General features: G+C 62.5%; 23 protein-coding genes. 11 read left to right on the forward strand and 12 right to left on the reverse strand.

Annotation, left to right across the window (positions count from 1 at the left end; translation table 11 throughout):
- Positions 1-4 precede the first annotated feature (4 nt).
- The 5 genes from LMH93_RS12935 to LMH93_RS12955 all read right to left on the reverse strand — a co-directional run bounded on the left by LMH93_RS12935 (position 5) and on the right by LMH93_RS12955 (position 5,668).
- Positions 5-883 (reverse strand): DUF4123 domain-containing protein, encoded by an 879-nt coding sequence (locus tag LMH93_RS12935; RefSeq protein ID WP_230065281.1) that lies wholly within the window; start codon positions 881-883, stop codon positions 5-7.
- Positions 883-3,060 carry a type VI secretion system Vgr family protein gene (locus tag LMH93_RS12940; RefSeq protein ID WP_185279323.1) on the reverse strand — a complete coding sequence of 726 codons (2,178 nt, stop codon included), beginning with the start codon at positions 3,058-3,060 and terminating at the stop codon, positions 883-885. The genes LMH93_RS12935 and LMH93_RS12940 overlap by 1 nt, the downstream gene beginning before the upstream one ends.
- Positions 3,061-3,073: 13 nt before the next feature.
- Positions 3,074-3,922 (reverse strand): type IVB secretion system protein IcmH/DotU, encoded by an 849-nt coding sequence (gene icmH, locus LMH93_RS12945; RefSeq protein WP_230065282.1) that lies wholly within the window; start codon positions 3,920-3,922, stop codon positions 3,074-3,076.
- Positions 3,923-4,139: 217 nt separating this feature from the next.
- Positions 4,140-4,976 carry a phosphatase PAP2 family protein gene (locus tag LMH93_RS12950; RefSeq protein ID WP_185279322.1) on the reverse strand — a complete coding sequence of 279 codons (837 nt, stop codon included), beginning with the start codon at positions 4,974-4,976 and terminating at the stop codon, positions 4,140-4,142.
- 2 nt (positions 4,977-4,978) lie between these two features.
- Entirely contained in the window at positions 4,979-5,668 is a 690-nt protein-coding gene (locus tag LMH93_RS12955) for a histidine phosphatase family protein (RefSeq protein ID WP_230065283.1), read from the reverse strand.
- A 278-nt stretch (positions 5,669-5,946) separates the two neighbouring features.
- Here LMH93_RS12955 and LMH93_RS12960 point away from each other — a divergent pair, with 278 nt between their 5' ends.
- The 8 genes from LMH93_RS12960 to LMH93_RS12995 all read left to right on the forward strand — a co-directional run bounded on the left by LMH93_RS12960 (position 5,947) and on the right by LMH93_RS12995 (position 15,116).
- Positions 5,947-6,693 carry a gluconate 2-dehydrogenase subunit 3 family protein gene (locus LMH93_RS12960; RefSeq protein ID WP_004374959.1) on the forward strand — a complete coding sequence of 249 codons (747 nt, stop codon included), beginning with the start codon at positions 5,947-5,949 and terminating at the stop codon, positions 6,691-6,693.
- A 3-nt stretch (positions 6,694-6,696) separates the two neighbouring features.
- The gene (locus LMH93_RS12965) at positions 6,697-8,481 is read left to right on the forward strand and encodes a GMC family oxidoreductase (protein ID WP_004574130.1); all 1,785 of its coding nucleotides are present in this window, start codon (positions 6,697-6,699) and stop codon (positions 8,479-8,481) included.
- A 12-nt stretch (positions 8,482-8,493) separates the two neighbouring features.
- On the forward strand, positions 8,494-9,741 hold the full coding sequence (locus tag LMH93_RS12970) for a cytochrome c (protein WP_004374952.1): 1,248 nt from the start codon (positions 8,494-8,496) through the stop codon (positions 9,739-9,741).
- Between the two features lie 244 nt (positions 9,742-9,985).
- Positions 9,986-11,005, forward strand: a complete 1,020-nt coding sequence (gene ptxS / locus LMH93_RS12975; protein WP_014861726.1) for a transcriptional regulator PtxS — start codon at positions 9,986-9,988, stop codon at positions 11,003-11,005.
- Positions 11,006-11,069: 64 nt separating this feature from the next.
- Positions 11,070-11,849 (forward strand): sugar phosphate isomerase/epimerase family protein, encoded by a 780-nt coding sequence (locus LMH93_RS12980; RefSeq protein WP_230065284.1) that lies wholly within the window; start codon positions 11,070-11,072, stop codon positions 11,847-11,849.
- Positions 11,842-12,792 (forward strand): sugar kinase, encoded by a 951-nt coding sequence (locus tag LMH93_RS12985; protein ID WP_185279318.1) that lies wholly within the window; start codon positions 11,842-11,844, stop codon positions 12,790-12,792. The genes LMH93_RS12980 and LMH93_RS12985 overlap by 8 nt, the downstream gene beginning before the upstream one ends.
- A 58-nt stretch (positions 12,793-12,850) precedes the next feature.
- Positions 12,851-14,143, forward strand: a complete 1,293-nt coding sequence (locus LMH93_RS12990; RefSeq protein WP_004574122.1) for an MFS transporter — start codon at positions 12,851-12,853, stop codon at positions 14,141-14,143.
- Positions 14,144-14,153: 10 nt separating this feature from the next.
- Positions 14,154-15,116: a 2-hydroxyacid dehydrogenase gene (locus LMH93_RS12995; protein WP_014861723.1), complete on the forward strand. Its 963-nt coding sequence runs from the start codon at positions 14,154-14,156 to the stop codon at positions 15,114-15,116.
- 42 nt (positions 15,117-15,158) lie between these two features.
- Here the strand turns inward: LMH93_RS12995 and LMH93_RS13000 are convergent, their stop codons facing one another.
- The 3 genes from LMH93_RS13000 to bamA form a co-directional block, all read right to left on the reverse strand.
- Positions 15,159-16,124, reverse strand: a complete 966-nt coding sequence (locus tag LMH93_RS13000; protein ID WP_004574120.1) for an endonuclease — start codon at positions 16,122-16,124, stop codon at positions 15,159-15,161.
- A 14-nt stretch (positions 16,125-16,138) separates the two neighbouring features.
- Entirely contained in the window at positions 16,139-16,522 is a 384-nt protein-coding gene (locus LMH93_RS13005; protein ID WP_014861722.1) for a hypothetical protein, read from the reverse strand.
- Between the two features lie 130 nt (positions 16,523-16,652).
- A complete protein-coding gene (gene bamA, locus LMH93_RS13010; RefSeq protein WP_230065285.1) occupies positions 16,653-19,016 on the reverse strand; it encodes an outer membrane protein assembly factor BamA in 2,364 nt (787 codons plus the stop codon).
- 197 nt (positions 19,017-19,213) lie between these two features.
- On the opposite strand from bamA, the gene LMH93_RS13015 reads away from it, so the two are divergent.
- Both LMH93_RS13015 and LMH93_RS13020 read left to right on the forward strand, forming a co-directional pair.
- The gene (locus LMH93_RS13015; RefSeq protein WP_004374934.1) at positions 19,214-19,915 is read left to right on the forward strand and encodes a response regulator transcription factor; all 702 of its coding nucleotides are present in this window, start codon (positions 19,214-19,216) and stop codon (positions 19,913-19,915) included.
- Positions 19,912-21,174 (forward strand): HAMP domain-containing sensor histidine kinase, encoded by a 1,263-nt coding sequence (locus LMH93_RS13020; RefSeq protein ID WP_070096970.1) that lies wholly within the window; start codon positions 19,912-19,914, stop codon positions 21,172-21,174. Before LMH93_RS13015 ends, LMH93_RS13020 begins: the two co-directional genes overlap by 4 nt.
- Here LMH93_RS13020 and LMH93_RS13025 read toward each other — a convergent pair.
- From LMH93_RS13025 to LMH93_RS13035, 3 genes are all read right to left on the reverse strand, one after another.
- On the reverse strand, positions 21,167-22,162 hold the full coding sequence (locus tag LMH93_RS13025; RefSeq protein ID WP_010954243.1) for an aldo/keto reductase: 996 nt from the start codon (positions 22,160-22,162) through the stop codon (positions 21,167-21,169). The two genes, LMH93_RS13020 and LMH93_RS13025, sit on opposite strands and share 8 nt — an antisense overlap.
- A 96-nt stretch (positions 22,163-22,258) precedes the next feature.
- On the reverse strand, positions 22,259-23,110 hold the full coding sequence (locus LMH93_RS13030; RefSeq protein WP_004374928.1) for a LysR family transcriptional regulator: 852 nt from the start codon (positions 23,108-23,110) through the stop codon (positions 22,259-22,261).
- Between the two features lie 62 nt (positions 23,111-23,172).
- Entirely contained in the window at positions 23,173-24,357 is a 1,185-nt protein-coding gene (locus tag LMH93_RS13035; RefSeq protein ID WP_185279317.1) for an MFS transporter, read from the reverse strand.
- A 267-nt stretch (positions 24,358-24,624) separates the two neighbouring features.
- On the opposite strand from LMH93_RS13035, the gene LMH93_RS13040 reads away from it, so the two are divergent.
- A complete protein-coding gene (locus LMH93_RS13040; RefSeq protein ID WP_185279316.1) occupies positions 24,625-25,284 on the forward strand; it encodes an alpha/beta hydrolase in 660 nt (219 codons plus the stop codon).
- Here LMH93_RS13040 and LMH93_RS13045 read toward each other — a convergent pair.
- On the reverse strand, positions 25,269-26,150 hold the full coding sequence (locus LMH93_RS13045; protein WP_004374921.1) for a LysR family transcriptional regulator: 882 nt from the start codon (positions 26,148-26,150) through the stop codon (positions 25,269-25,271). The two genes, LMH93_RS13040 and LMH93_RS13045, sit on opposite strands and share 16 nt — an antisense overlap.
- Between the last annotated feature and the right edge of the window lie 108 nt (positions 26,151-26,258).

Consider the following 26,258-nt stretch of genomic DNA (forward strand, 5'->3'; position numbering starts at 1 on the left):
CCTCTCAGTCCTTGGTGCGCAGGCAGCGCTGCACGTTGTCCATCAGGGATGTCTGCTGCTCGCGCGTGGCGGCAATCGCCTCCTGCCAGGCTGGCGAGCTACTGAGCTGTTCGCCACCGCGAGCCAGCATCAGCACATAGCTGATAAGGTCTTCTTCACGCCCCAGGCCTTGCGCGCGCGCCTGATCCAGATAGTGCTGAATCAAGCCAACCCGTGTGCCGTGGCAGGCAGCGTGCAAGGTCGGGCAGGACCGCTCGTTCTTGAGCAACTCGGCAAGTTGATAGCTCAGCGGGTCACCCGCCAGTTCGGCCCAACACGCTTCGTTCAACGTGATTGGCGGACAGTGCGTGGATTGAGGCTGATTACCGCCGGATATCTGCATCCACAACCGCTTGCTCGGGTGTGCCACGGGGGCCCACCAGTAATGGATGGGAGCCAGCCATTCGCTAACCCCAGGCAGCTCACGGTGCCTGTCCAGCACTAGCAGAGCCGCGGCGGTGTGGAAGCGCAACAGGTACGAATGGCCGTCCGTGCCCGTGACGATGTTGGCGTGGCTCAAGTGTCCGGCGAGCCGGGCAGCGGGAAGCGCGCTGACTATCCAGCCGCACACGGCGCCAGCAGCACCTTGTTCAAGTTGCCATTGGAAGTCGTACTGGGCCGAGACATCGGAACCGAGGCGCGAACCGAACAACCAAGGGCCTGCTGTCCGCAGGTTGCTGAACTGGGCTTGCTGCAGCAGTGGCCAGCAGCGGCCGGTGTAGTGCCCGGTCAGTTGTTCCTGCACCTCGGGTGTCAAGTTGGCCATTTCCACGATGGCGCTGAGGCGATAGTGATCGGATGCCCGCAGCACATCGACCATTGCTCTGACAAATGGGCTGGGCATCAGCTTGCTCCTTCCATGCGAATGATGGTGTGGCCGTCGGCGATCGCTTTGAGCAGGCAGCTGAGGCAAATGGGTTCGCCCGGCGCTGGTACGCCAGACGTTGAAGTGACGCGATTGCTACCCGTAGCCTGCTGGCTGACAGGCCCTTTGAAGGCCAGCGCCAGGCCGTCCAGCGTGATACCGGCGCCGTCGACTCTCAGAAGCCCCGCGGGGCTGCGGATCGTCAGGCTTTCGCTGACCTGGATGTCATAAACCTTGGTGGTGTGCCGGATGGCTTCGCCCGTTTGCAACGTGCTGTGACCGGCAACGACCTGTTCGCGGTGGCCGCCGATTTCTACCGTGTGGTTTGCCTTGGTGATGTCCTGCCGGTGGTTCCCTACCTGTTCGATTCGATCCTTGCCTGTGGTGATCCTGTGGTTGCGGCCGATGCTCAGGCTGTCGTCGTTGCCGATTTCGTGTACCCGGTTCTGGCCGATGCCAACAGATTCGTCACGGGCGATGTCTTCGCGACGGTCCTGACCGATCGAAATCGTCTCGTCTCGTTCGACGCGTTCGGTACGATCGTTACCCACGCGTGTGGTTTCGTCGTGCTTGACGATGTTGTTCTGGTCCCGCTCGGCATGAATGAACACCTCCTGCCGACCCAGTTCATCCTCGAAGCGCAGCTCGTTGAAGCCTTCGCCTTTATGGGTCTGGCTCTTGATGGTCATGCGCGTCTTGTGCTCGGGCAGGTCATAGGGCGGCAACTGGTTACCGCAATAGGTGCGCCCGGTGATCATCGGCTGGTCCGGGTCGGCGTTGACGTAATGGATGATCACATCCTGGCCGATGCGCGGGATGGCCATCGAACCCCAGCTGCCCCCCGCCCAACCTTGCGACACGCGCACCCAGCAGGAGCTGAACTCGTTGTTTTCGCTTTCCCGATCCCAAGGAAAGCTCACTTTCACCCGGCCCCATTGGTCGCAATAGATTTCCTCGCCCTTGGGCCCGACCACCGTCGCCATGTGCGGGCCGTCAATGCGTGGCTTGGGCAGGGGGGCCGGGCGCCATTCGGCCCTGCCGGGAACCAGCAATGCGTCCTGTTTGTAGCGGGTGCCTTGCTGCGAGCCGGCGGCCTCTTCCTGCAGGCTGGTGAACTGGGTGCCTTCGTGATGCACGCTGACCGTGCGCCAGTGCACGTTGAGGTCTTCACGCGGGTGCTCGATGAGGGTGAAGCTCAGCCCCGGTTGCAGGCGCACATCGTCGCCTTCCACTTCGGCAATGCGCGCATCATGGCGCAGGGCCGTAAGGCGGGTGGCAGTGAACGGAACCCCGACCGCATCACGCTTGTATCGGCCGGGGTAGTCGAAGCGCTCATAGTTCAGCGATTGATGGGTGTTGCTATTGTCGTACGCCCTGTGTTCCTGACGGTATTGCGGATGAGTGAAGGTGTAGTCCCGTTGCACCTGCTGCGCTGTTCGCACCTGTTCGCTGTAACGCAAGCGCCGCAGGCAAGGCCTGGCCTGATCGCCGCCTCCAACGGATCGGTACAGCACCTGATCGGGGCCCACGTCGTCATCGCGAAACCCTTCATCCTCATCATGGGTCTTGATGGCGCCCCGGCTGATCTGCCCCAGCGCCAGCAGCCGGTCGGTGATGACCAGCAAGTGCTGTTTCGGCGTGTGTTCGAAGCGGTAGACAATGCCTTCCTCGGCGGCCAGGCGGGCCATGAAGTCGAGGTCTGTTTCACCGGCCTGCACGCAAAATTCGCGCACCTGATGCGGGTCGAGACACTTCAGCTCGTAGGCATTCACGCCTTGGCGTTTGAGCATGATCTCGAGAATCTGCGGCACGGTTTTCTGCTGGAAGATGCGCCAGTTCGAGCGCAGCCCGGCGCGGGCCAGCATGGGCTCGACCAGTGCGCGGTAACGGGTGCGATGGAAGCCTGTTTCACCCTGGCTGAAGGTGCTGACCAGGCCGTGCACGTAGCGCAACGGGCGCTCACCCTGCCAGAGGGTAAACAGCACCGGTTTGTCGAGCAGCTGGCCGAAGTCGACATCGTCTTCGAAGCTGATCAGCTCCAGCTGCAGCCGGAACGGTGAGCTGATGGCTTCGTCCAGCTCGAACGACACCACCTCAAACTCGCTTCGGCCAACCAGCGGCTGGAAAGTGAAGCGCAAATCGGATTGGCTGGGCATGTGGCGTCCCCCGTTACTGCTGCAGAATGGCGTTGAGCGATTCGAGGACTTCGGCGGTTAGCAGGTCGAGGCGGTAGCTGTAGTAGCTGTAGGCGCAGACCATGGCGATGACCGAAATGACCAGTGGGGTCCACCAGGGCCACTGCCAGCGGCGCATACGGTGGGGGCAATGGACGACGTTGCTATAGGGGTCGCTCACTGTTTGCGGCGTGGGGCCACGCAGTTGGCGAATGACCTTGTGCATCCGGCTGATCAGCGCGCTGAGGATTTCATCGCCCTTGGGGTCAAGGGCGTATTTGCCTTGCAGGCCCAGGCAAAAGCAGAAGTACAGGAACTCCAGCACATCCTGGAATTCCTTTGGCGATTGCATGATGCGCTCGAGCAGCACGAAGATCTTTTCGCCGCCCTGGGTTTCGTCGTGGAAGATGCTCAGCAGCGGTTCGTGGCTCCAGCACGAGTTCTGGCCCCAGGGGCGGGTCATCACGGCCTCGTCCAGGTGCAGGCACAGGGCGTAGGAATAGACTTCCTGATGGATCGCGCAATAGCCGTGCTGTCGCATTTCTTCGCGAATAGTACTGACCTGTGTTTGCACGGTCTTGTGCACGAACTGGATGTTGGGCAGGTCATCCAGCGTGCGCAGGCGAATGACCAGGCCGAACAGCTGGCTTGCCGCGTCGAGCATGAGGTTGTCGTAGCCGCCGCGTAGCTGAAAGTCTGGATCGGCCGGGTAGCCGGGTAGATCGGTTGCGTATTCAGGACCCGCGCCGTCAGGAGGCGGTGGGGTTTCGTTTATGTCTTCGAGCAGGATTGGCTTTTGGGGGGTGGGCACTGGTTTGCCAGTGCGGTCGGACTCTTTGGGCATCCTTGATCCTCGTCTCTTGGCAGCTCAAACACTCGCGGTGGCCCCCCGCGTCCATGCGGTCGGGCATTAGCAGTTGCGAAAGCCTGAAGAGTAACTAGGAATCAATTTTTGTGGGAGGTTGAAACTTCCTAAAGCATTGTAGGAAGTTTCTTTGGAAGTTGTTGTCTAATTATTTCTGTCAAAAAATGAGTGATGTTTTATAGAGGGCTGATTTTTCTCATGACTGTTGTGACCACGTCTGCAAGTGCTGCGGCGCAGCATCAGATAGAGCTGGACTAAGTTCAGCCGCCTGCAGCGCGATGCGCCCATAGAAGAGCAATGCTGTTGCCCAGGTTGTAAGCCAGACAAAGATCCCGGCCCAGAACGTATGAGACATGTAGTGCCAGCCCTGTAATACTCGGGTAGTGCCGTACACGAACCCGATCAGCAGAATGGCCACCAACAACTTGCGAGCATGTGCCCACCGATGGCGCAGGGCCACGAAATACAGCGCCAACAGCGTAAACCCGCTGGATGCATGGCCACCCGGCCAGCAACGGCCATCGCCGGGCTTGCTCCATAAAGAGAAGTTTTCGAACCATTCGACCCGGGGCTGCGAACCGCCATACAGCGTGGTTTCCACAGGGCAATACACGCTGGTATGGCTTTTCAGGTAGTGAATCACGGTGGTGCTCAGCGCGAACGCTACCACCACGAACAACAGGTCGCGTCGGTGTTGGGTGGTAAAGCGCAGCACCGGTGCAATACGGACCTTTTCCAGCGCCCGGGCAAGGCCCAGTTGGGGGCGGTTGGCCAAGCGCGGCCAGATGAACGACAGCAAGCTGCCTATGACGGCCAGTTCACCGGTCCAGTCCGGCAGGATGCGTGGCCATTTGTGAGTGACTTTCTCGAATAACGGGTTGTGCAGCAGCGGGAACTGGCCAGTGGCCGGGTCAAGCAGCAGGTTGCTGATCCAGCGATCGAAGTCTGTGAGGTCGAAGGCCATGAACACAATGGCGGCCAGCAATAGCGGCAGCAGCAGGTTGTTGCGGTAGAAGGTGGCGCGGGAGGGCATGTTCAGAGTTCCTTGGCATCAATGAGTGTGTGCCATTCACTGGCCGCCATTTGGCCCAGCACCTTCGTCTTGCCATCGTTGCCACGCGTGATGAACAGGGCGCTGGCATAGCTGTTCGCTGTTGCGCTAGAAGGCGCTTTGAGTACCTGCTCCAGTTGTTCCATGCAGCCGCTGTGGCTGACCAGCACGAGGTTGTGGCCTTTTCGCTTGAGGGCAAAGGCATTTTCGGCAAAGTGGCCGTCACACTGATTAAGCCAGTCTTGTGTGGCAATGGTTTTACCGAACATGGCTTGTGCGGTCTGCCGGGTTCGCACCTCTGGGCTGGTCCAGACATCAACTGCGCCCAGGCCAAGGTGTTGCAACCCGAGGCCTACATCGGTGGCCGCCTGCCTGCCCGCGACGGTGATGCCGCTGGGGTCATTCAGGCACGCCTCACTGGAGCGGTCACAGCGTTCGGCATGGCGCAATACGACAATCACCGAGCCTTTCGCCCAATCGGTATACAGCCCACTGTGCTGCAGGTGATGGGGATTGCCCAGGTTGGGGATGGCCGCGCGCTGCTGAGCCCAGGCTGTCGCTACGTCGAGCAAGAGCAGCAGGCACAACACCACCCATTGCACTGTGCCCCAAGGCCATCGGTATATTGGCCCAAGCCGTGAAGCGGGGTAGTCGTCGATCACGTCGTGCAGCATGTTTGCCACTCCAGTCAGTCTGCTCCATGCAAGAGCGTCGGCACTGTAGGCAGTGGAATGTCGGCAGAGGGTGAGGCGGGTGTGAAAAAAGCCTTGCGCTGATGGGCGTGCGGTGGAGGTCAAGCCGGGTGAGAGGGTAAAAATGAAACCGGTTTCAAAACCTGTCTGAACGCGCTAGATTATTCGGCTGTCTTCTTGATGGCCTATCAAGATCACCTCTTTATTGAAAATCAGATGGCGCTTATCAAGGCCACCCCCACAGCCGATGAGGATTCGCAATGCCTGAGCATGCCCCAGACAACCCGCGCAGGGATTTTCTGCGCAAGACCTTGACCCTGATCCCTGTCGTTACAGTGGCCAGTACAGGGCTTGGCGTGGGCGCCAGCCAGCTGCTTGCGGCCCCGCAACCGCATCAGCAACCGAAAGTGCCGGCCACGCCGCCTGCGGGCAATTATCAACCGACATTCTTCAGCGCCGAAGAATGGGCTTTTGTACAAGCCGCCGTGTCGCGCATCATCCCGGCCGATGAGCTTGGCCCAGGGGCACTGGAAGCTGGCGCCGCCGAATTTATCGACCGGCAAATGAACACCCCCTACGCGACTGGCGCACAGTGGTACATGCAAGGGCCCTTCAACGCCGACGCCCCGCCCGAGCTGGGCTACCAGCTGCAGCTCAGCCCGCAACAAATCTACCGCCTGGGCATCGCTGCCGTGGACGGCTGGTGCAAGGCCAATGGCGGACAGGTTTTTGCTGCGCAAGATAGCGCTACCCGGGACCGCATTCTCAGCAAGTTGGAGGCAGGAGAGCTGGTTTTCGAAACCGTTCCGGCCAAGGTGTTCTTCAGCCTGCTGGTGCAAAACACGCGCGAAGGGTTCTTCTGCGACCCGATTCATGGCGGCAACAAAGGCATGGTCGGCTGGACCCAGATCGGCTTCCCCGGCGCCCGCGCCGACTTCATGGACTGGGTCGAGCGCAATGAGCCTTACCCGTTCCCGGCTGTGTCGATCCGTGGTGAGAGGGCCTGAGGCATGGCGACTGTGTTGAACAAAGTGGATGCGGTGATCGTCGGCTTCGGCTGGGCCGGTGCGATCATGGCCAAAGAGCTGACCGAGGCCGGGCTGCACGTGGTAGCCCTGGAGCGGGGGCCGATGCAGGATACCTACCCCGAAGGCAGCTACCCGCAGGTGATCGATGAGCTGACCTACAGCGTGCGCAAGAAGCTGTTCGTCGATGTATCGAAAGAAACCGTCACTGTCCGCCATAGCGTGAATGATGTGGCATTGCCCAATCGCCAGCTGGGCGCATTCCTGCCGGGCAAGGGCGTGGGGGGCGCGGGCCTGCACTGGTCGGGTGTGCACTTCCGGGTCGACCCCGTCGAGTTGCGCCTGCGCAGCCACTATGAAGAGCGCTACGGGCGCACGTTCATTCCCGAAGGCATGACCATCCAGGACTTCGGCGTCAGTTACGAAGAGCTGGAGCCCTATTTCGACTTTGCCGAAAAGGTCTTTGGCACTTCGGGCCAGGCCTGGACCGTCAAAGGCCAGGTGGTCGGTGAAGGGAAGGGCGGCAACCCCTATGCGCCAGACCGTTCCAACCCGTTCCCGCTGCCCGCGCAGAAGAACGTTGTATCGGCAAGGCTGTTCGAAAAGGCTGCCACCCGTCTGGGCTACAAACCCTACAACCTGCCGTCGGCCAACACCTCGGGGCCATACACCAACCCCTACGGGGCGCAGATGGGGCCGTGCAACTTCTGCGGTTTCTGCAGCGGCTACGTGTGTTACATGTACTCCAAGGCCTCGCCCAACGTGAATATCCTGCCGGCGCTGCGCCAGGTGCCCAACTTCGAGTTGCGGCCCAATGCCCATGTGCTGCGGGTGAACCTGGACGACAGCAAGCGCAAGGCCACCGGCGTGACCTACATCGATGCCCAGGGGCGCGAGGTGGAGCAGCCGGCAGAGCTGGTGATTCTGGCGGCTTTCCAGTTCAACAACGTGCGTCTGATGCTGCTTTCCGGCATTGGCAAACCTTACGATCCGGTAAAGAACGAAGGTGTGGTCGGGCGTAACTTCGCCTATCAGAACATGGGGACAGTCAAGGCGTTCTTCGACAAGGACACCTACACCAACAACTTCATCGGCGCGGGTGGCAATGGCATTGCCATCGACGATTTCAACGCCGACAACTTCGACCATGGCCCGCACGGCTTCGTCGGCGGTTCGCCAATGTGGGTGAACCAGGCCGGTAGCCGGCCGATTGCCGGTACCTCCAACCCGCCGGGGACGCCGGCCTGGGGCAGTGCCTGGAAGAAAGCCACGGCCGACTACTACACCCACCAGGTGTCGATGGACGCGCACGGCGCCCATCAGTCCTACCGTGGCAATTACCTGGACCTGGACCCCACCTACCGCGATGCCTACGGTCAGCCGCTGCTGCGCATGACGTTCGACTGGCAGGAAAACGACATCAAGATGAACCAGTTCATGGTCGACAAGCTGAGCAAGATCGCCCAAGCGATGAACCCCAAGGCCATTGCCGTGCTGGGCAAGCAGGTCAAGGACCACTTCAACACCGCCAGTTACCAGACCACCCACCTGAACGGCGGGGCGATCATGGGCACCGACCCCAAGACCAGTGCACTGAACCGCTACCTGCAAAGCTGGGACGTACACAACGTGTTCGTTCCGGGCGCTTCGGCGTTCCCGCAGGGGCTGGGTTACAACCCGACCGGGCTGGTGGCTGCGCTCACCTACTGGTCGGCCCGCGCCATCCGTGAGCAGTACCTGAAAAACCCCGGTCCGTTGGTCCAGGCTTGAGGAGCGATGAGCATGAAGACACTGTTGATCGCCACCCTGGTGCTGGGTGCCGGCGCGGCTGCACAGGCCGTAGCGAATGACGATGCGCAGGTACGCCTGGGCGAGTACCTGGCCCGCGCCGGTGACTGCGTGGCCTGCCATACCGCCAAAGACGGCAAGCCCTTTGCCGGTGGGTTGCCGATGGAAACGCCGATTGGCACGGTGTACTCCACCAACATCACCCCGGCGGCCAGTGGCATTGGCCAGTACAGCTTCGAAGACTTCGACCAGGCCGTGCGCAGGGGTATCGGCAAAGACGGCAGTACGCTCTATCCGGCCATGCCATACCCGTCGTATGCGCGGGTCAGCGAGCAGGACATGCAGGCGCTGTACGCCTATTTCATGAAGGGCGTGGCGCCTGTCGAGCAGGCGAACAAGGCCTCTGACATTCCCTGGCCGCTGAGCATGCGCTGGCCACTGGCAATCTGGCGCGGCCTGTTCGCACCAGAGGCCAAGCCCTGGCAGGCATCGGCGACAGCTGACCCTGTGGTGAACCGCGGTGCGTACCTGGTCGAGGGCCTTGGGCATTGTGGCGCTTGTCATACGCCGCGGGCGCTGACCATGCAGGAGAAGGCCCTGAGCGCGGCCGATGGCGAGCAGTTTCTGGCCGGCAGCGCACCGCTGGAAGGCTGGATTGCCAAGAACCTGCGTGGTGATCACAAAGACGGCCTGGGCAGCTGGAGCGAAGCGCAGTTGGTGCAGTTTCTCAAGACTGGGCGCAGTGATCGCAGCGCCGTGTTCGGCGGCATGAGCGATGTGGTCGAGCACAGCATGCAGCACATGAGTGATGCCGACCTGACCGCTATCGCCCGCTACCTGAAAACCCTGCCGCCGAGTAATCCGAATGACCAGCCGCATGTGTACGACAAGCAGGTCGCGGATGCGCTATGGAAGGGTGACGACAGCAAGCCTGGGGCGGCGGTGTACATCGACAACTGCGCGGCCTGCCACCGCACCGACGGGCAGGGCTACACCCGCGTGTTCCCGGCTTTGGCCGGCAACCCGGTGGTGCAGACTGCGGATGCCACGTCGCTGATCCATGTGGTGCTCGCCGGTGGCACGGTACCGGCAACGCACACTGCGCCGTCGAACTTCACCATGCCGGCTTTCGGCTGGCGTCTGAGTGACCAGGAGGTTGCCGAGGTGGTGAATTTCATTCGCAGCAGCTGGGGGAACCAGGGCAGTGCCGTCACCGCCGGTGATGTGAAGTCGCTTCGCTGACGTGTTTTTCTGCGCCCTCGCCCGTAGGAGCGGATTTACCCGCGAACACGGGCGAAGCCTGTGCCATCCCTAACCCCGATCCCGTAGATCTAAATCTATTAATATCAATGATCTATGCAATATTTTTAATGCGATTTAACATTCCCTGTCTTCGTGCCCGACCAACGGCCTGTTGACGAATCCGCGCATTTTTGCTGTATTGAAACCGGTTTCATCACTATTAAAACAATCATAAGGAAAACCCATGACCGACGCGCCTGCCCATACCCGCGAACGGGTCACCATCAGCGAAGTGGCGCGTGTTGCTGGCGTTTCCAAAGCCACCGTCTCCCGTTACATCGGTGGCGACCGCCAATTGCTGGCCGAAGCCACGGCCAAGCGGCTGGAAGAGGTCATCGAACGCCTCGGCTATCGCCCCAACCAGATGGCTCGCGGCCTCAAGCGCGGCCAGACGCGACTGATCGGCATGCTGGTGGCCGATATCCTCAACCCCTATTCAGTGGCCGTGATGCACGGCGTGGAAACCGCCTGCCGTCAGCATGGTTACAGCCTGGTGGTGTGCAACACCAATCGCGACGACGAGCAGGAGCGTCACCACCTGGTGGCCCTGCAGAGCTACAACGTCGAAGGGTTGATCGTGAACACGCTCGGTCACCACCCCGGCGAACTGCTCAACCTGCAGCGTGACATCCCCATGGTGCTGGTCGACCGCCAATTGCCCGAGCTGAATGTGGACCTTGTCGGCCTGGACAATGCTGACGCAGTCGAGCAGGCCCTGGACCACCTGCAGGCCCAGGGCTACCGCGACATCCTGGCGGTCAGCGAACCCCTCGATGGCACCAGTTCACGCCTGGAGCGGGTGCAGGCATTCGGCGCGTCGATCAGCCGTCGGCCAGGCATGCGTCAGCAGGTACTGGAAATCGGCACCGGGCTGCAGGGCCAACTGGCTTCGTTTCTTGCCCACAGTGGTCATGGTCCGCAAGCCATCTTCACCTTCAACGGCGTTGCCACCTTGGCGGTGACCCGGGCGCTGCTCGAGGCCGGGCGCGACCTGGTTGCCGATGTCGGGCTGATCGCCCTCGACGACCTCGACTGGTACCCCTTGGTCGGCAAAGGCATCACCGCACTGGCCCAGCCCACCGAGCGTATCGGCGTGGCGGCCTTCGAAAGCCTGCTCGGTCGCTTGCGCGGCGACAGCGGCGCAGCCCGGCGCATCGACTTCAAGGCCAACCTGATCATCCGCGGTTCAACCCAACCCCAGTAAGAAAACGGCAGGCTTGTGCCTGCTGTTGATCAAAAATGAAACCGGTTTCATAAGGACAAGAACAATGCAAGCGAACCCCGTTTCCATCAGTCTCTCCAGCTACGGTGCCGACTTTGTGCGCCAACGTGGCCAGGAGCAGTTTCTGGACCTGCTGGCAGCCGCTGGCGTCAGCCGCGTCGAATTGCGCGAAGAATTGTTCGCCAGCGCACCGGACGCAGCTGCGCTGGGCAGGATCATTGCCGCGCTGCGCCTGGAATGCCTGTACTCCACCCCCCTTGAACTGTGGACCGCGCAAGGCGTGCCCGATCCGCTGCTGGTGCAGAAACTGGAAATTGCCCGGGCGCTTGGCGCGGTGGCGCTGAAGGTTTCCTTGGGGCACTTCGATGAGCACTGCGATGTGACGGCCCTGGCGTCGCTGCTGCCTGCGCAGGGGCCTCTGTTACTGGTGGAAAACGATCAGACCGCACAAGGTGGCAGGATCGAACCGATGCTGCAGTTTTTCCAGCGTGTCGACCTGCTTGGGCTGCGCGTGGGCATGACGTTCGATATCGGTAACTGGCAGTGGCAGGGCGAGCCTGCGCCGCAAGCTGCAAGACAGCTAGGCCGTTGGGTGCGCTATGTGCATTGCAAGGCTGTGCAGCGCCGGGCCGATGGCCGTCTGGTTGCCATACCGCCGCAAGCAGAGGACCTGCAAGCGTGGGCAGCGCTGATGGCCGAGTTCGCGCCGGGCGTGGTGCGCGCCGTCGAGTACCCCCTGGTGGGCGAAGACCTGCTGGCGCTGACCCGGGCCCAGGTGCGTCACCTTTCTGCACTGGGCGCGGCGCAGGAGCTGGACCATGCATGAACATGACGTGCTGTGTTTCGGCGAAACCATGGCCATGTTCGTCGCCGAGCAAGCCGGCGATCTGGCCGGTGTCGGCCAGTTCGGCAAACGCATCGCCGGCGCCGACAGCAACGTGGCGATCGGCCTGGCGCGGCTGGGTTTCAAGGTGCGCTGGCTGAGCCGGGTAGGTGACGATTCGTTGGGCCGTTTCGTGCTCGACAGCTTGCGCTGCGAAGGCCTGGACTGTTCCGGTGTCGAGGTGGATGCCAACTACCCGACGGGTTTTCAGCTCAAGGCCCGCAGCGATGATGGCAGTGACCCGGCAGTGGAGTACTTTCGCCGCGGTTCGGCGGCCAGCAGGCTGTCACCTGCGATGGTGAGCCCCGTTTGGCTGCAGGCTCGCCACGTGCACGCTACCGGTATTCCGCTGGCGCTGTCGGACAGCTCGCGGGCGCTGTCCCACGCGCTGCTGGACGCAATGCGCGCAGCCGGTCGCAGCATATCGTTCGACCCCAACCTGCGCCCCTCGCTGTGGCCCGATCAAAGCAGCATGGTGCGTGAAATCAATGCCCTGGCGGCCAAGGCCGACTGGGTTTTACCGGGGCTGGAAGAGGGGCGGTTGCTGACCGGTCAGCACACCCCGGCCGATATCGCCGCGTTCTACCTGGACCAAGGGGTGGAACTGGTGGTGATCAAGCTGGGCGACGCTGGCGCCTACTTCCGCAGCGCCAAGGGCGAAGGGCAGGTAGCCCCCGTGCCAGTCAGCCGCGTGGTGGACACCGTCGGTGCAGGTGATGCCTTTGCCGTCGGTGTGCTCAGCGCGCTACTGGAGGGCCGTCCGGTAGCCGAGGCGGTAGCGCGCGGCAACTGGTGCGGCAGCCGTGCCGTGCAGTCGCGGGGCGACATGGAAGGGCTGCCGCTGCGCCATGAACTGGAGGCCTACGACTTGCGCAGAAGCGCGTGAAGGCCCCAACCCGAATCACCTGTTGCAACAAAAAAAACAAGCTCAGGAGCAACAAACCATGCAAAGCCAAAGCCTGGCACCGCGCCGCTGGTGGTACATCATCCCGATCGTGTTCTTTACCTACAGCTTGGCCTACCTGGACCGCGCCAATTACGGCTTCGCCGCCGCCTCCGGTATGGCCGAAGACCTGCACATCACCCCCGTGCTTTCGTCATTGCTGGGGGCGTTGTTCTTCCTCGGCTACTTCTTCTTCCAGGTACCTGGGGCAATTTACGCCGAAAAGCGTAGTGTGAAGAAGCTGATCTTCGTCTGCCTGATCCTTTGGGGCGGCCTTGCCACGCTTACCGGCATGGTCAGCAACGTCTACATGCTGATCGGTATCCGCTTCCTGCTCGGGGTGGTGGAGGCTGCGGTCATGCCGGCCATGCTGGTGTACCTGTGCCATTGGTTCACCCGGGCCGAGCGTTCGCGCGCCAACACCTTCCTGATGCTGGGCAACCCGGTGACCATTCTGTGGATGTCGGTGGTGTCCGGTTACCTGATCAAGCATTACGACTGGCGCTGGATGTTCATCATCGAAGGCCTGCCCGCCGTGATCTGGGCGTTCTTCTGGTGGCGCCTGGTGGATGACCGCCCGGCCCAGGTGACCTGGTTGAGCGAGCAGGAAAAGGCCGCCCTGGCGCAGGCGCTGGCTGCCGAGCAGCAGGGTATCAAGCCTGTAAAGAACTATCGCGAAGCGTTCCGCTCGCCGCAAGTGATCATCCTGGCGCTGCAGTACTTCTGCTGGAGCATCGGCGTGTATGGCTTCGTGCTGTGGCTGCCGTCGATCCTCAAGCAGGCGGCGAACGTCGATATCGTGCAGGCCGGCTGGCTGGCCTCGGTGCCCTACCTGGCGGCGGTGCTGGCGATGGTGGGCGTGTCTTGGGCGTCGGACCGCCTGCAAAAGCGCAAGCGCTTCGTCTGGCCGCCGCTGCTGATTGCCGCGTTGGCGTTCTATGGTTCTTACGCCTTGGGCAGCGAGCATTTCTGGCTGTCGTATGCATTGCTGGTGGTTGCTGGCGCCTGCATGTACGCCCCTTATGGCCCGTTCTTCGCGATCGTGCCCGAGATCCTGCCGGCCAACGTCGCAGGCGGCGCCATGGCGCTGATCAACAGCATGGGGGCGCTGGGCTCGTTTGGCGGTTCCTGGCTGGTGGGCTACCTCAATGGGGCTACGGGCGGGCCCGGCGCCTCTTATCTGTTCATGTGCGGTGCGCTGCTGACTGCAGTGGCGCTTACCGCTGCGCTCAATACTTCCCAGACCTCTGGCCGAGCAAAGCGCGATAGCTCGCGTCTGGCCATGAACCATTAGGAAATCTGCAATGAAGAAGCGAATCGTCCTGTATAAACGCCTGTCAGACGACTTGATGGCACGCCTGCAAGATCGCGTCGAGGTGACCTGGGTGGACACCACCCAGCCCGATGGCCTGGCCCGACTGCGCGATGCGTTGCCGGGGGCGCACGGGTTGCTGGGGGCCAGCCTGCGCCTGGATGCCAGCCTGCTCGACCTTGCCCCGCAACTGGAAGTGGTGTCGAGCGTTTCGGTGGGCGTGGACAACTACGACATTGCTGAACTCAGCAGGCGTGGTGTGATGCTCACCAACACGCCCGACGTGTTGACAGAAACCACGGCCGACACAGGCTTTGCCTTGATCCTGGCTACCGCCAGGCGGGTGGTGGAGCTGGCGAACTGGGTGCGTGACGGCCGTTGGCAGGCCAACCTGGGGCCGGCGCATTTTGGCAGTGATGTGCACGGCAAGACGCTAGGCATCGTCGGCATGGGCCGCATTGGCGAGGCCCTGGCCCGGCGCGCGGCCGCTGGCTTTGGCATGCGCGTGCTGTATCACAGCCAGCGTGCCAAGCCCGAGGTGGAAGCACGCTATGCCGCATGCCAGTGCAGCCTGGATGAGCTGTTGCAGCAGGCAGATTTCGTTTGCCTGACGGTGCCGTTGAGCGCTAGCACCGAAGGCTTGATAGGCGCACGGGAACTTGCGTTGATGAAGCCTGAGGCAATCCTGGTGAACATCTCACGCGGGCGTGTGGTGGATGAGCAGGCGCTGATCGAAGCGCTGCGGGCCAGGCGCATCCGCGGTGCGGGGCTGGACGTGTTCGTGCACGAGCCGCTGCCGAGCGACTCGCCGCTGTTGCAGCTCGATAACGTGGTAGCGACCCCGCACATCGGCTCGGCGACCGAGGACACCCGCCAGGCCATGGCGCGTTGCGCGGTGGACAACCTGCTCAGCGCGCTGGCCGGTGAACGGCCGGTAAACCTGGTCAACGGCTGACGCGCCCCGGTTCCCACAGGGGCCGCGCAGCCTTTGAAACGGTCAGCGGCAGTTGCCTGCCTTGCGATACCCCGCTGCCTGCGCTTCACCTTCGTTTGCGAAGGTAACCTGGTTCTTCGCTGCAACCTGGTTGTAGCCCGGGCAGCCGACTGACAGGTGATAGACGTGGCTGTTGCGGTTGCCAAGCACGGCGCCGACCGAACCGGCGCTGGCCAGGCTTGGTTTGGCCTCTGGCTTGGCCGCGTTTACCGGCACCGCCTCTACCACGCCGCTGCCAACCGGCTTGTAGCCGGCGGTCCACTTGCGTTCGCCGCTTACGAACGGGTTGGCATGGCCCATAATCGCGGCAATGCGCCGGTCGCGTTCTTTCTCCCAGGCCGACACCGGGTGTTGCTTGTCCCAGGCCATCAGCAGCTGTTGCTGTTGGCGCGACATGTTCAGCTTGTAGCGGTCGAACATGTAGAACGTGGTGCGGGCCACCAGGCCTTTGACTTCGTCACGCGGTTCGGCGGTGCGCTGGACGAAATCGACCTTGGTGGTGCATTGGCCGTATTCGCCGGCATTGCCAGTGACCATGCCGTAGTTGAAGTTGCTGCGGTCACCGTTGACCTCACCCACGGCCGGGTAAAGGTTGAACAGGTCGGCCTCCATGGCGCGGAACACCGGGTCGTTGTCCACGCAGTGCTCACGGCCGCCGTTCTTCCAGCACTGGCGCTGGTTGCCGAAGGTGTGGGCGGGCACGATGTGTTCCCACTCGGTGCGTTCGGCACGGTTCTGCTGCTTGCGCGTCTGGTAACCACACGAGGCGGCATCGATGCGCCCGCCAGACTTGCCCACCCAGGTCCATTTGCAACCGCAGTACAGGTCGCCCATGGCACTGCTGGCCTGGTCCAGGTAGACCTTCTGCTTGGCCACCACCTTGGCTTCGGTGAAGGTGGCCGGCGGGTTGGCCAAGGCAGGGAGGGTAAAGGAAAATAATAAGGTTACGGCGTAAAGCAGTGATTTCATGGGGAAAACATATTTCAGGTTGGGCCGCGCATTGTAATGGTTTCCCCGGGGCTGACCAGCTCGCGGAGCCATACCAATGGTCGGCCAGGGTCATCGCTGCCCATACGGCTGAAGGTGGCTGAGTCGAGCATGTCCCGCACCTGGGTGCCCATGCGCAGCAGGTGCTCGACGAAACCGGCACCGACGTCACCGTAATCCTCCAGGGAAACCCCGCTCTGGTTGTGCTGGATTGCCAGGTGGTAATGACTGACACCATCGCCGTTGCCGCTACCGCCCAGTACTACCGTGAAGCGTGGGCCAAGCAGGGTGGCCAGGCGTTGCTGCACCAGATCGAGCAGGGCGACGGGTATTTCATTTTCGCGCAGTGATGTAGGGAAACAGGGTGTGAACGGAGGCATGAGGGTGTCCTGCTGGGCGGGGTTCGAGTGCTGGCCAGCTTAGGCAAGGTGACTGTCAACTTGGGTAAAGCGGGGGTAAAAGCGGGTAATGCTCAACCCCCGTGCTGCGCGGTTCATTTCATGAGCAGCCTCAGAAGGTCTGCCCCAACGAGAACTGGAACACCTGGGTTTCGGCGTTATCCGGCTTTTTCAATGGCGCCGCCAGGCTGAAACTCAGCGGCCCCATCGGGCTGTACCAGGTCACGCCAACCCCCAGTGACACAGCCATCTGCGCCAGGTCGACGCTGCCGCAGCCTTGGGTGGTGGACAGGTAGCAGGTGTCGGCATATACGTTGCCGGCATCGACAAACACCGAGCTGCGCAGTTGGCTCTGGTCCTTCACGAAGGGCAGCGGGAACAGGTACTCGGCACCGCCGGTAATCAGGATATTACCCCCCAGCACATCGGTGTCGCGGTCGGAATAGTAAGCCTGCCCAGCGCTGGAATAGGCCCCGGTAGCCGGTGTGCTGCGCGGGCCGAGGGTGCCGTCCTTGAACCCGCGTACCGAGCCCTGCCCACCGGCGGTGTAGCTTTCATAGAATGGCAAGCCGTCGGTGGAGCCATAGCCGTTGCCGTAGCCCAGGTTGGTGTGCAGGCGCAGCGTGGTGTTGCTGGTGACCGGCAGGAAAGCCTGGCCGTCGTAGTCGAGCTTGTAGAACGACAGGTCGCTGCCAGGGGTGGTAGCCATCAGCGTCAGGCTCTGCGAGTGGCCCCGGGTGGCTAGCACGCCTTTGTTGAGGGTAGATTCCGACCAACCGATCGACGCCTTGAGGTTGTTGAAGCTTTTGCCTTCGCGGGAGATGAAATCGTAGATCTCGTCAGCGCTGTAGGTGCCGGGCGAAATGTCGTCGTGCTGCAGGGTCAGGCCGTAGGTCAGGCGCGAGGTTTCGTTGATCGGGTAGCCGAAGCTGACCCCGGCGCCGTAGCTGTTGATTGCATAGTACGAAACCCCATCGTCGTAGTAATCGCTGTAGTCGGTGGTGTTGTAGAACAGGTTGTAGCCCAGGCTCACGCCGTCGGCGGTGAAGTAGGGGTCGACGAAGCCGAAGTTGTACTTGGTCTGGTATTCCGAACGGGTCAGGCCGATGGATACCTTGTTACCAGTACCGAGGAAGTTGCTCTGGCTGATCGCCCCCCCCAGGATCAGGCCGGCGCTCTGGGCGAAACCGACGCTGGCGGTGATCGAGCCGGAGGCCTGCTCTTCGACGCTGTAGTTGACGTCGACCTGGTCGTCGGTGCCAGGCACCTGCGGGGTCTCGACGTTGACTTCCTTGAAGAAGCCCAGGCGCTCAAGACGGGTCTTGGACTGGTCGATCAGGTAGGTCGACGCCCAGCCACCTTCCATCTGGCGCATTTCGCGACGCAGCACTTCGTCTTCGGTCTTGGTGTTGCCGCGGTAGTTGATGCGGTTGACGTAGGCACGCTTGCCCGGGTCGACCACGAACATGATGTCGACGGTGTGGTCCTGGTCGTTTGGTTGCGGCACGCCGTTGACGTTGGCGAAGGTGTAGCCTTCGTTACCCAGGCGGCGGGTGATCAGCTCGGACGTGGTGGTCATCACCTTGCGCGAGAACACCTGGCCCGGCTGCACCAGCAGCAACGACTTGACCTGGTCTTCCGGCACCTTGAGGTCACCGGACAGCTTCACGTCGCGAACGGTGTATTTCTCGCCTTCGTTGATGTTGACGGTGATGTAGACGTGCTTCTTGTCCGGCGTGATGGACACCTGGGTGGAGGCGATGTCCATGTTGATGTAGCCGCGGTCCAGGTAGTAGGAACGCAGGCGCTCCAGGTCACCGGAGAGTTTTTCACGGGCGTACTTGTCGTCGTTCTTGAAGAACGACAGCCAGTTGGTGGTCTTCAGCTCGAACAGCTGCCCCAGGGTCTCATCATCGAATACGTTGTTGCCCACGATGTTGATGTGCTGGATGGCGGCGACGGTGCCTTCGTTGATCTTGATCTTCAGCGCCACACGGTTGCGCGGCTGCGGCACCACCTCGGCGTCGACTTCGGCCGAGTAGCGGCCTTGGGCCACGTACTGGCGCTGCAGCTCGTTACGCACACCTTCGAGGGTGGCACGCTGGAAGATCTCGCCTTCGGCCAGGCCCGATTGTTTCAGGCCCTTCATCAGGTCTTCGGTGCTGATCGCCTTGTTGCCTTCAATCTCGATGCTCGACACCGACGGGCGCTCGACCACGTTGATGATCAGCACATTGCCATCGCGGCTCAACTGGATGTCCTGGAAGAACCCGGTCTTGAACAAGGAACGCGTCGAGTCCACCAGGCGGCGGTCGTCGGCCTGGTCGCCAACGTTCAGCGGCAAGGCACCGAACACACTGCCAGCGGAAACCCGCTGCAGGCCGTTGACGCGAATGTCGGCGATCCTGAACGGTGAGGCCTGGGCCAGCGTGGCTTTCAGCAGCAGGATGGAGAGCAACAGGCGCGGGTAGTTCATCGGGGGTTCCAGACAAGCGGATTTGGAGGGAGGCGAGCGCGGGCAACCCGCAAGCAGCGGGCGATGAGGATACGGGCGGGCTGTGTACGGCGCGGTTAGCCGAGGGTAAAGATGTGTAAAGTCCGACCGGCCGGCGGTGACAGTGCCGGCGCGTAGGGCGATCATTACCCCCCCTGCAATTGCGATATCTGGCCCTGATGATCCCTGTGCTGCTGGTCGACGACGACCGCGAACTGACCGAAATGCTCTCTTTGTACCTGGCGCGCGAAGGCTTCCAGGCAACGGCCGTGGACACCGGCGAAGAAGGCGAGACCCAGGCGTTGTCCGGTGACTTCCAGGTGGTGGTGCTGGACGTCATGCTGCCCGGCATTTCGGGCATCGAAGTGTTACGCCGCGTGCGCGCGCGCAGCCAGGTGCCGGTACTGCTGCTGACGGCCCGTGGCGACAACATCGACCGCATCGCCGGCCTGGAGCTGGGTGCCGACGACTATGTACCCAAGCCCAGCTCTCCTGGCGAGCTGGTGGCGCGCCTGCGGGCGATACTGCGCCGCGTGAAGCCACACCTGATGGGTGAAACCAGCGCGCCCGAGGTACCTGAACAGGTACGCAGCGGTGCATTGAAAATGTGGCCGGGGCGGCGCGAGGCCCGCTGGGGCGCAGCCACGCTGGAATTGACCGGCTCCGAGTTCAGCCTGCTCGAAGCCCTGGCGCGCCAGGCCGGTCAGCTGGTCAGCAAGCAGGACCTGTCGCTCAATGCCCTGGGCCGGCCACTGACCCGTTATGACCGACGCATCGATGTGCACGTCAGCAGCATCCGGCAAAAACTTGGCCCGCGTGCCGATGGCAGCAGCTGGATACAGAGCGTGCGCGGCATGGGCTACATGCTGATCGTCGAATGATGCGCCGGCGTCTGTTCTGGAAGCTGTTCCTGGCGTTCTGGCTGGCCAACACCCTGACCTTCCTGGTGGGGGCGGGGGCCTTCATGCTCAATGAGCTGCGCGGCGATACCCCCGGGCTGCGTTCGCTGCTGGCCACCGAGCTGCAAATGCTCGAACGGCATGGCGAGCGGGCCGGCCGCCAGTTGCTGGACGTGTCGCCACAGCCGCAGGATGTGCAAGTAGGCCTTTACGACGATCAAGGCCGCTTGCTGGCTGGCCAAACGGTGCACGTGGCGCGTTTCGAGCAGGCACTGCTCGACCGTGACGGCCGCCCGCTGGTGCTGCGCGCTTCGGTGGCCACCCGTGTCGGTATGGCACCGCGCCCACGCAACCTTGGCCCGTTTGTGACAGGGGCGGTGATGAGCGCGCTGTTCGCGCTGTTGTGCAGCTTTTACCTGACCCGGCCGCTGACCTGGCTGCGCGAGGCCATGGGCCAGGTTGCCCAAGGCCGTTTCGATGTGCGGGTCAGGCCGCGGCTGGGCAAGCGCCGTGACGAAATCGTCGACCTGGCCGAGGACTGTGACCGCATGGCCGGCCAGCTCAAGGCCCTGGTGCAGGCCCAGCAGAACCTGCTGCATGATATTTCCCATGAGCTGCGCTCACCGCTTACCCGCATGCATGCCGCCATCGGCCTGATGCGCCAGCAACCCGACCGGCCCGACATGCTGGAGCGGGTCGAGCGCGAGTCGCGGCGCATGGACGACCTGATCGAGCAACTGCTGACCCTGGCTCGTGCCCAGTCCCGTCAAGGCAACAGTGACTTCGCCAGCGTGGATGTGGTCGAACTGCTGGCGCAGATCGTCGAGGATGCCCGTTTCGAGGCAGGCATGAAGCAGTGCCAGGTGTCCTTGCTGGCTCAGGGCGCGTTTCTCATGCATGGCCATGAAGAGCTCCTGTACCGGGCTTTCGAGAACGTCATCCGCAATGCCGTGCGCTACACCAAGCCCGGCACGGCGGTATTGGTGGAGGCCGCACCGGCACCAGGTGGGCAATGGTTGCAGGTGTGCGTCAGCGACCATGGCCCGGGCGTCGACCCGGCGCGCCTGCAGCGCATCTTCGAACCGTTCGACCGTGGCACCGACAGCAGCGACGGCTTCGGCCTGGGGCTGGCGATCGCCCAGCGTGCCATCGCCTTGCACGGTGGCAGCATCACCGCGCTGGCCGCCGCCACAGGGGGCTTGCGGGTACGCATCGAACTGCCGCAAGCCATTGCTACTTGAAGCCGGTGACCGCGTGGGGAACGTAAGGGGCCTGCAAGCGCGCCACCTCGTCCTCGCTCAGCTGCAGTGACAGTGCGCCCAGGGCATCGTCCAGGTGGGCGGGCTTCGAGGCGCCGACGATAGGGGCGCTAACGCCGGCCCTACCCAGCACCCAGGCCAGCGCAACCTGGGCCATCGGCACCCCCCGTTCGCTGGCGATCTGCTCGACCACATCGATTACCCGGCCGTCCTCCACCTCGGTCTTTTCATAGAACGACTGCCCGGACACATCGGTGCGCGTGCGTTGGGTTTGCTGCCCATGCGGTCGTGTCAGGCGGCCGCGCGCCATCGGGCTCCAGGGCATCAGGCCGACGCCTTGATCCAGGCACAGCGGGATCATCTCTCGCTCTTCTTCGCGGTAGATCAGGTTGAGGTAGTTCTGCATCGACACGAAGCGGCTCCAGCCATGGTTGGCGGCTACCTGCTGCGCCTTGGCGAACTGCCAGGCATACATCGACGATGCACCGATGTAGCGCGCCTTGCCGGCCTTGACCACATCATGCAGAGCTTCCATGGTTTCCTCGATGGGTGTGTGGTAGTCCCAGCGGTGGATCTGGTAAAGGTCGACGTAGTCTGTGCCCAGGCGGCTGAGGCTGGCGTCGATGTTGGCCATGATCGCCTTGCGTGACAAGCCTTGCTCATTGGGCCGGCTGGCGCCTTCCCACATGTTGGCAGGGAAGAACACCTTGGTGGCGATCACGGTTTCTTCGCGGCGGGTAAACTCCCTCAGGAGTTTGCCGAGGATGATTTCCGAGGTGCCGGCGGAATAGCTGTTGGCAGTGTCGAAGAAGTTGATGCCTTGCTCGACGGCATGGCGAATGATCGGCCGGCTGGCGTCTTCGCCCAAGGTCCAGGGATGAGTGCCGGCGTCGGGTTCACCGAAGGTCATGCAGCCCAGGCACAGCCTTGAAATGTCCAGCCCAGTGCTACCCAGCTTTACGTACTGCATCGTCGTCTCCTTCAAGGGCGTGAGTGATGGAGTTAGCCTAACGCTGGCAGGGTTGGGCGAAAATTCCGTATTGATGCAGGCGCCATCTGCAAGAATTCACAAGCGTAGCAGCGGCCGCACCTGTTGCTGAAGGAAGTCGGTAACCGCCTTGATCCGCGGCGTGGCACGCACGTCTTCATGCACGGCCAGCCAGATTTCGATGCTCATTGTCTGTTGGGCGCTGCCTGCTTCTTTCAGACCGTGTTCCTGTGCCATGAACGCGGGCAGGCAGGCGATGCCGATGCCGCCGGCACAGGCTTGGGCCTGGATGCGCAGGTCATTGCTGTGCAATGCGAACGGCTGCTGGCCGGCCTGGAGGTTGAGCCATTGCTGTTGTGGGGAACGGGCCTGAGACTCGTCGTAGCCGATGTAGCGCCTGACCGTTGCGCTGGCCAGGTAACCGGGCGAGGCATACAGCCGGTAATCCAGGTGCCCCAGCAGGCTGACCACCAGAGTTGGCTCTGTCGGCCTGGCCAGGGCGATGCTGATGTCAGCTTCGCGGCGGACCAAGGATGCCTTGGATTTGCTGCCTACCAGCTTCAGGCGCAGCTGTGGGTAGCGCTGGTACAGCTCGCCCAGGCGCCGGGCGACGATGCTGCCCAGCAGCGCCGGTGGTGCCGAGAGCACCACTTCGCCTTCCACTGTCTGTTGGCCGGCGCTGGCGAAATGCGCCAGGGCAAACGAGGACATGGCCATCTGCTCGGCGAGTTCCGCAACACGTTGGCCTTCGTGGGTGAGGGCATAGGCGCGGGGACGTCGGTCGACCAGCTTGAGCTTGAGCGAAGCTTCGAGCGAGGCGATGCGCCGGGCCACGGTGGCGTGGTCGACACCCAGGGTCTTGGCAGCGGCCGACAGCGAGCCGGCCGAGCTGAAGGCGGAGAAATGGCGCAGGTCTTCCCAATCGAACATGAATGACTCGGCAGTGGCGGGTGCATAAAGGGGTAGGGTAACCCTTTATGACCCTGCCGGCTTCAATGCCCGCCTTTCATCCGCCGCGCCACCAGGTAGATGCCCAGGCCAACCAGCGCAGTCGCGGCGCCGATGTACCCGGTGCTGGTCCAGCCCATGCCGGCAGTGATCGCCATGCCTCCCAGCCATGGCCCCAGGGCATTGGCCAGGTTGAACGCCGCATGGTTCGACGCCGCTGCCAGGCTAGGCGCCTCATGGGCAATGTCCATGAGGCGGATCTGTAGCGGTGCCGCCAGGGCGATCATGGTGCCCACCAGGCCGATGCTCAGCAGCAGGCTCCACAGCGCCTGGGCGGCGAAGGTAAAGAACAGCAGCACGGCGACCGACCACATCAGTACCAAGCCCACGGCGCGGAACTGCAGGCGGTCGAACAGCTTGCCGCCAGCGATGTTGCCGACGATACCGCCCACGCCGAACGCCGCCAGACCAAACGGAATCCACTGTGGCGACACCTGGGTCACGTGCAGCATGGTCGGTGCCAGGTAGCTGAACACGCAGAACATGCCGGCAAAACCGATCGAAGCGATGGCCAGCGCCATCCATACCTGTGGGAGGGCAAAGGCCTGTAGCTCCTTGCGCGGGTCGCTGCGTGTTTCGTCGTGGCGCTGGGGCACGAAACGCCAGACCAGGGCGATGGTGCACAGGGCGATCGCGCCGACCAGCACGAATGCCGAACGCCAACCGAAGTACTGGCCCAGGAAGGTGGCAACCGGGTTGCCGAGCAACATGGCCAAGGTCAGGCCCATCATTACCCGGGCAACCGCCCCCGCGCGCTGATCCTTGGCGACCATGCTCGAGGCGACCACTGCGGCAATGCCGAAGTAGGCGCCGTGGGGCAGGCCGCTGATGAAACGAAATGTGACCAGGCCACCGAACGAGGGGGCAAAGGCCGTGGCCAGGTTGCCCACGGCATACAGCAGCATCAACAGCAGCAGCATGTGCTTGCGCAACAGTTTGGCACCGAGAATGGCCAGTGTCGGTGCGCCAACCATCACCCCCAGCGCATACGCGCTGATGGCATGGCCCACCTGCGGCTCGCTCAACTGCAAATTGCTGGCAATGTCGGGCATCAGGCCCATGATGGCGAATTCGCCGGTGCCGATGGCAAAGCTGCCCAGTGCCATGGCGGCTTCCATCTTGGCGACGGTGTGTTTACTGGGGAGCGGGGGGCGTTCCTGGACTGACATTTGTATCCCTATTGAAACATGCTGAAACGTTCAAGGCGGGATAATAGTCAATCGATGGCTGCAACGTCGAGGATGCTGCCCCGGCTTCCGCGACGTTGCAGCCCGTTTCCTGCTCAGTGCGGGCGCGCTTGCTACGCCCCTGGCTGAGGTGACGGGATCCTGTGGCAGCGGGTACGCCTGCTCTTTTAGACTGCGGGCGGTGACGCGCCAACCCTCGGCAAACGGTGTGTACACGCGCCACGCACTCGGTTCACAAGGACAACTGCAATGTCAGATACCCCGCGCAACCCGCTGCTTATCGATGGGGCCGTCGGCCAGATCGAGCTGTTGATCGACTACCCCGACGGACCACCCACAGGGCTGGTGCTGGTCAGCCATCCGCAACCGCTGCTGGGCGGTAGCCCACGGCATATCGTGCCACTGACCCTGGCACGGCAGCTGCGTGCAGCCGGCTGGCAAGTGGTACGGCCGAGCTTTCGTGGGGTGGGGCAGACGCAAGGCACGCACGACCAGGGCATCGGTGAAGCCGAGGATTGCATCGCGGTCATCCGTCACTTCAATCAGCAACAGCCCGAGCTGCCGGTAGCGCTGGTCGGGTTTTCCTTTGGGGCCTACGTGTTCGCCCGGGTTGCCTGTGCGCTGGAAGGGCAGTTGCAGGCAGTCGCATTGATGGGGCTGCCGGTGGGGGATGTACCGGGAGGGCGCTATTACGAGCCATTGCCGCTGCCTGGGGATTGCCTGTTACTCCATGGTGAACAGGATGAAATGGCACCGCTGGCCAACCTGCTGCAATGGGCTGGCCCTGAACAACGGGCAGTGTCGGTATACGCCGGTGCCAATCACTTTTTCAAAGGCTGCCTGGGGCGTGCCGCGGAGCAGGTGATTGCTCATCTCGCCCAGAAGACTGGTACTCACCGCTCCAGGTAATGCGTCTGTGCAGCAAAATCGATAAACCGCTTGCTGGCCAGCGACAGGTATTCCCCCGAGCGCCAGCACAAGCGGAAACTCATCTGCTGTGCTGGCCGGAACGGCACGCCGACGATGCCTGGCGTGCGTTGCTGCACCGAGCGCAGCAGGGTCGCCACCCCCATGTTGTCCAGCGCGGCCTGCACCACCAGCGAGACGAAGTTGCTCTGTAGCGCCACCTGGTAAGTGATGCCATGTTCGGCGAAGAACGCATCCAGAAGATGGCGTTGAACGAAGGTGCGATCGAACACCACCATGTCGGTATTGCGCAGGTCTTCGGCGGTGAGGTAGGCCTTGCCAGCGTAGGGGTGATCCGGGTGCATGCACGCCAGCATCTCGTCGCTGCCCAGCAGGATCGACTCCTTGTCGGGCGGTACACGCCGGGACTCCAGCAGCGCCAGGTCGATTTCCCGTTGCTCCAGGCGATGGCCAATGTCTTCGGCACTGCCTTCGAACACGGTCATGGCAATGCCCGGGTACGACTTGCGGAAGGCGTTCATCAACCCGGGGACGTAGTGCAGGCCGAACATCGGCGGGATACCCAGGCGCACTTCACCGCGCTTGAGGTCGGCCATGTCGCGCAGCTCTTGCCGGGCAACGTCCATTTCGCGCAGGGCAGAGGCAATGCGCGGCAAGAACTGCTCGCCTTCTGCCGTGAGGATCACTTTGCGCGTGGTGCGGTTGAACAGGGTTACCCCCAGTTCTTCTTCCAGCCGGGTGACGGCCATGCTCAGCGCTGGCTGGGCGATGTGCAGGTGCTGCGCGGCCTTGGTGAAGCTGCCTTGCCGGACGATTTCGACACAGCAGCGCAATGCCTTGAGGTTCATTGAGGGGTGCTACCTTTCATGCGAGATGCATTCATAACGAACTGTGATGCTAAGCATCATAACAATATATTTATTATTATTAACCAGAGGGCCTACGATGCGCGCCAC

The organism is Pseudomonas sp. CIP-10 (genome assembly GCF_020911845.1).
Taxonomy (GTDB): domain Bacteria; phylum Pseudomonadota; class Gammaproteobacteria; order Pseudomonadales; family Pseudomonadaceae; genus Aquipseudomonas; species Aquipseudomonas alloputida.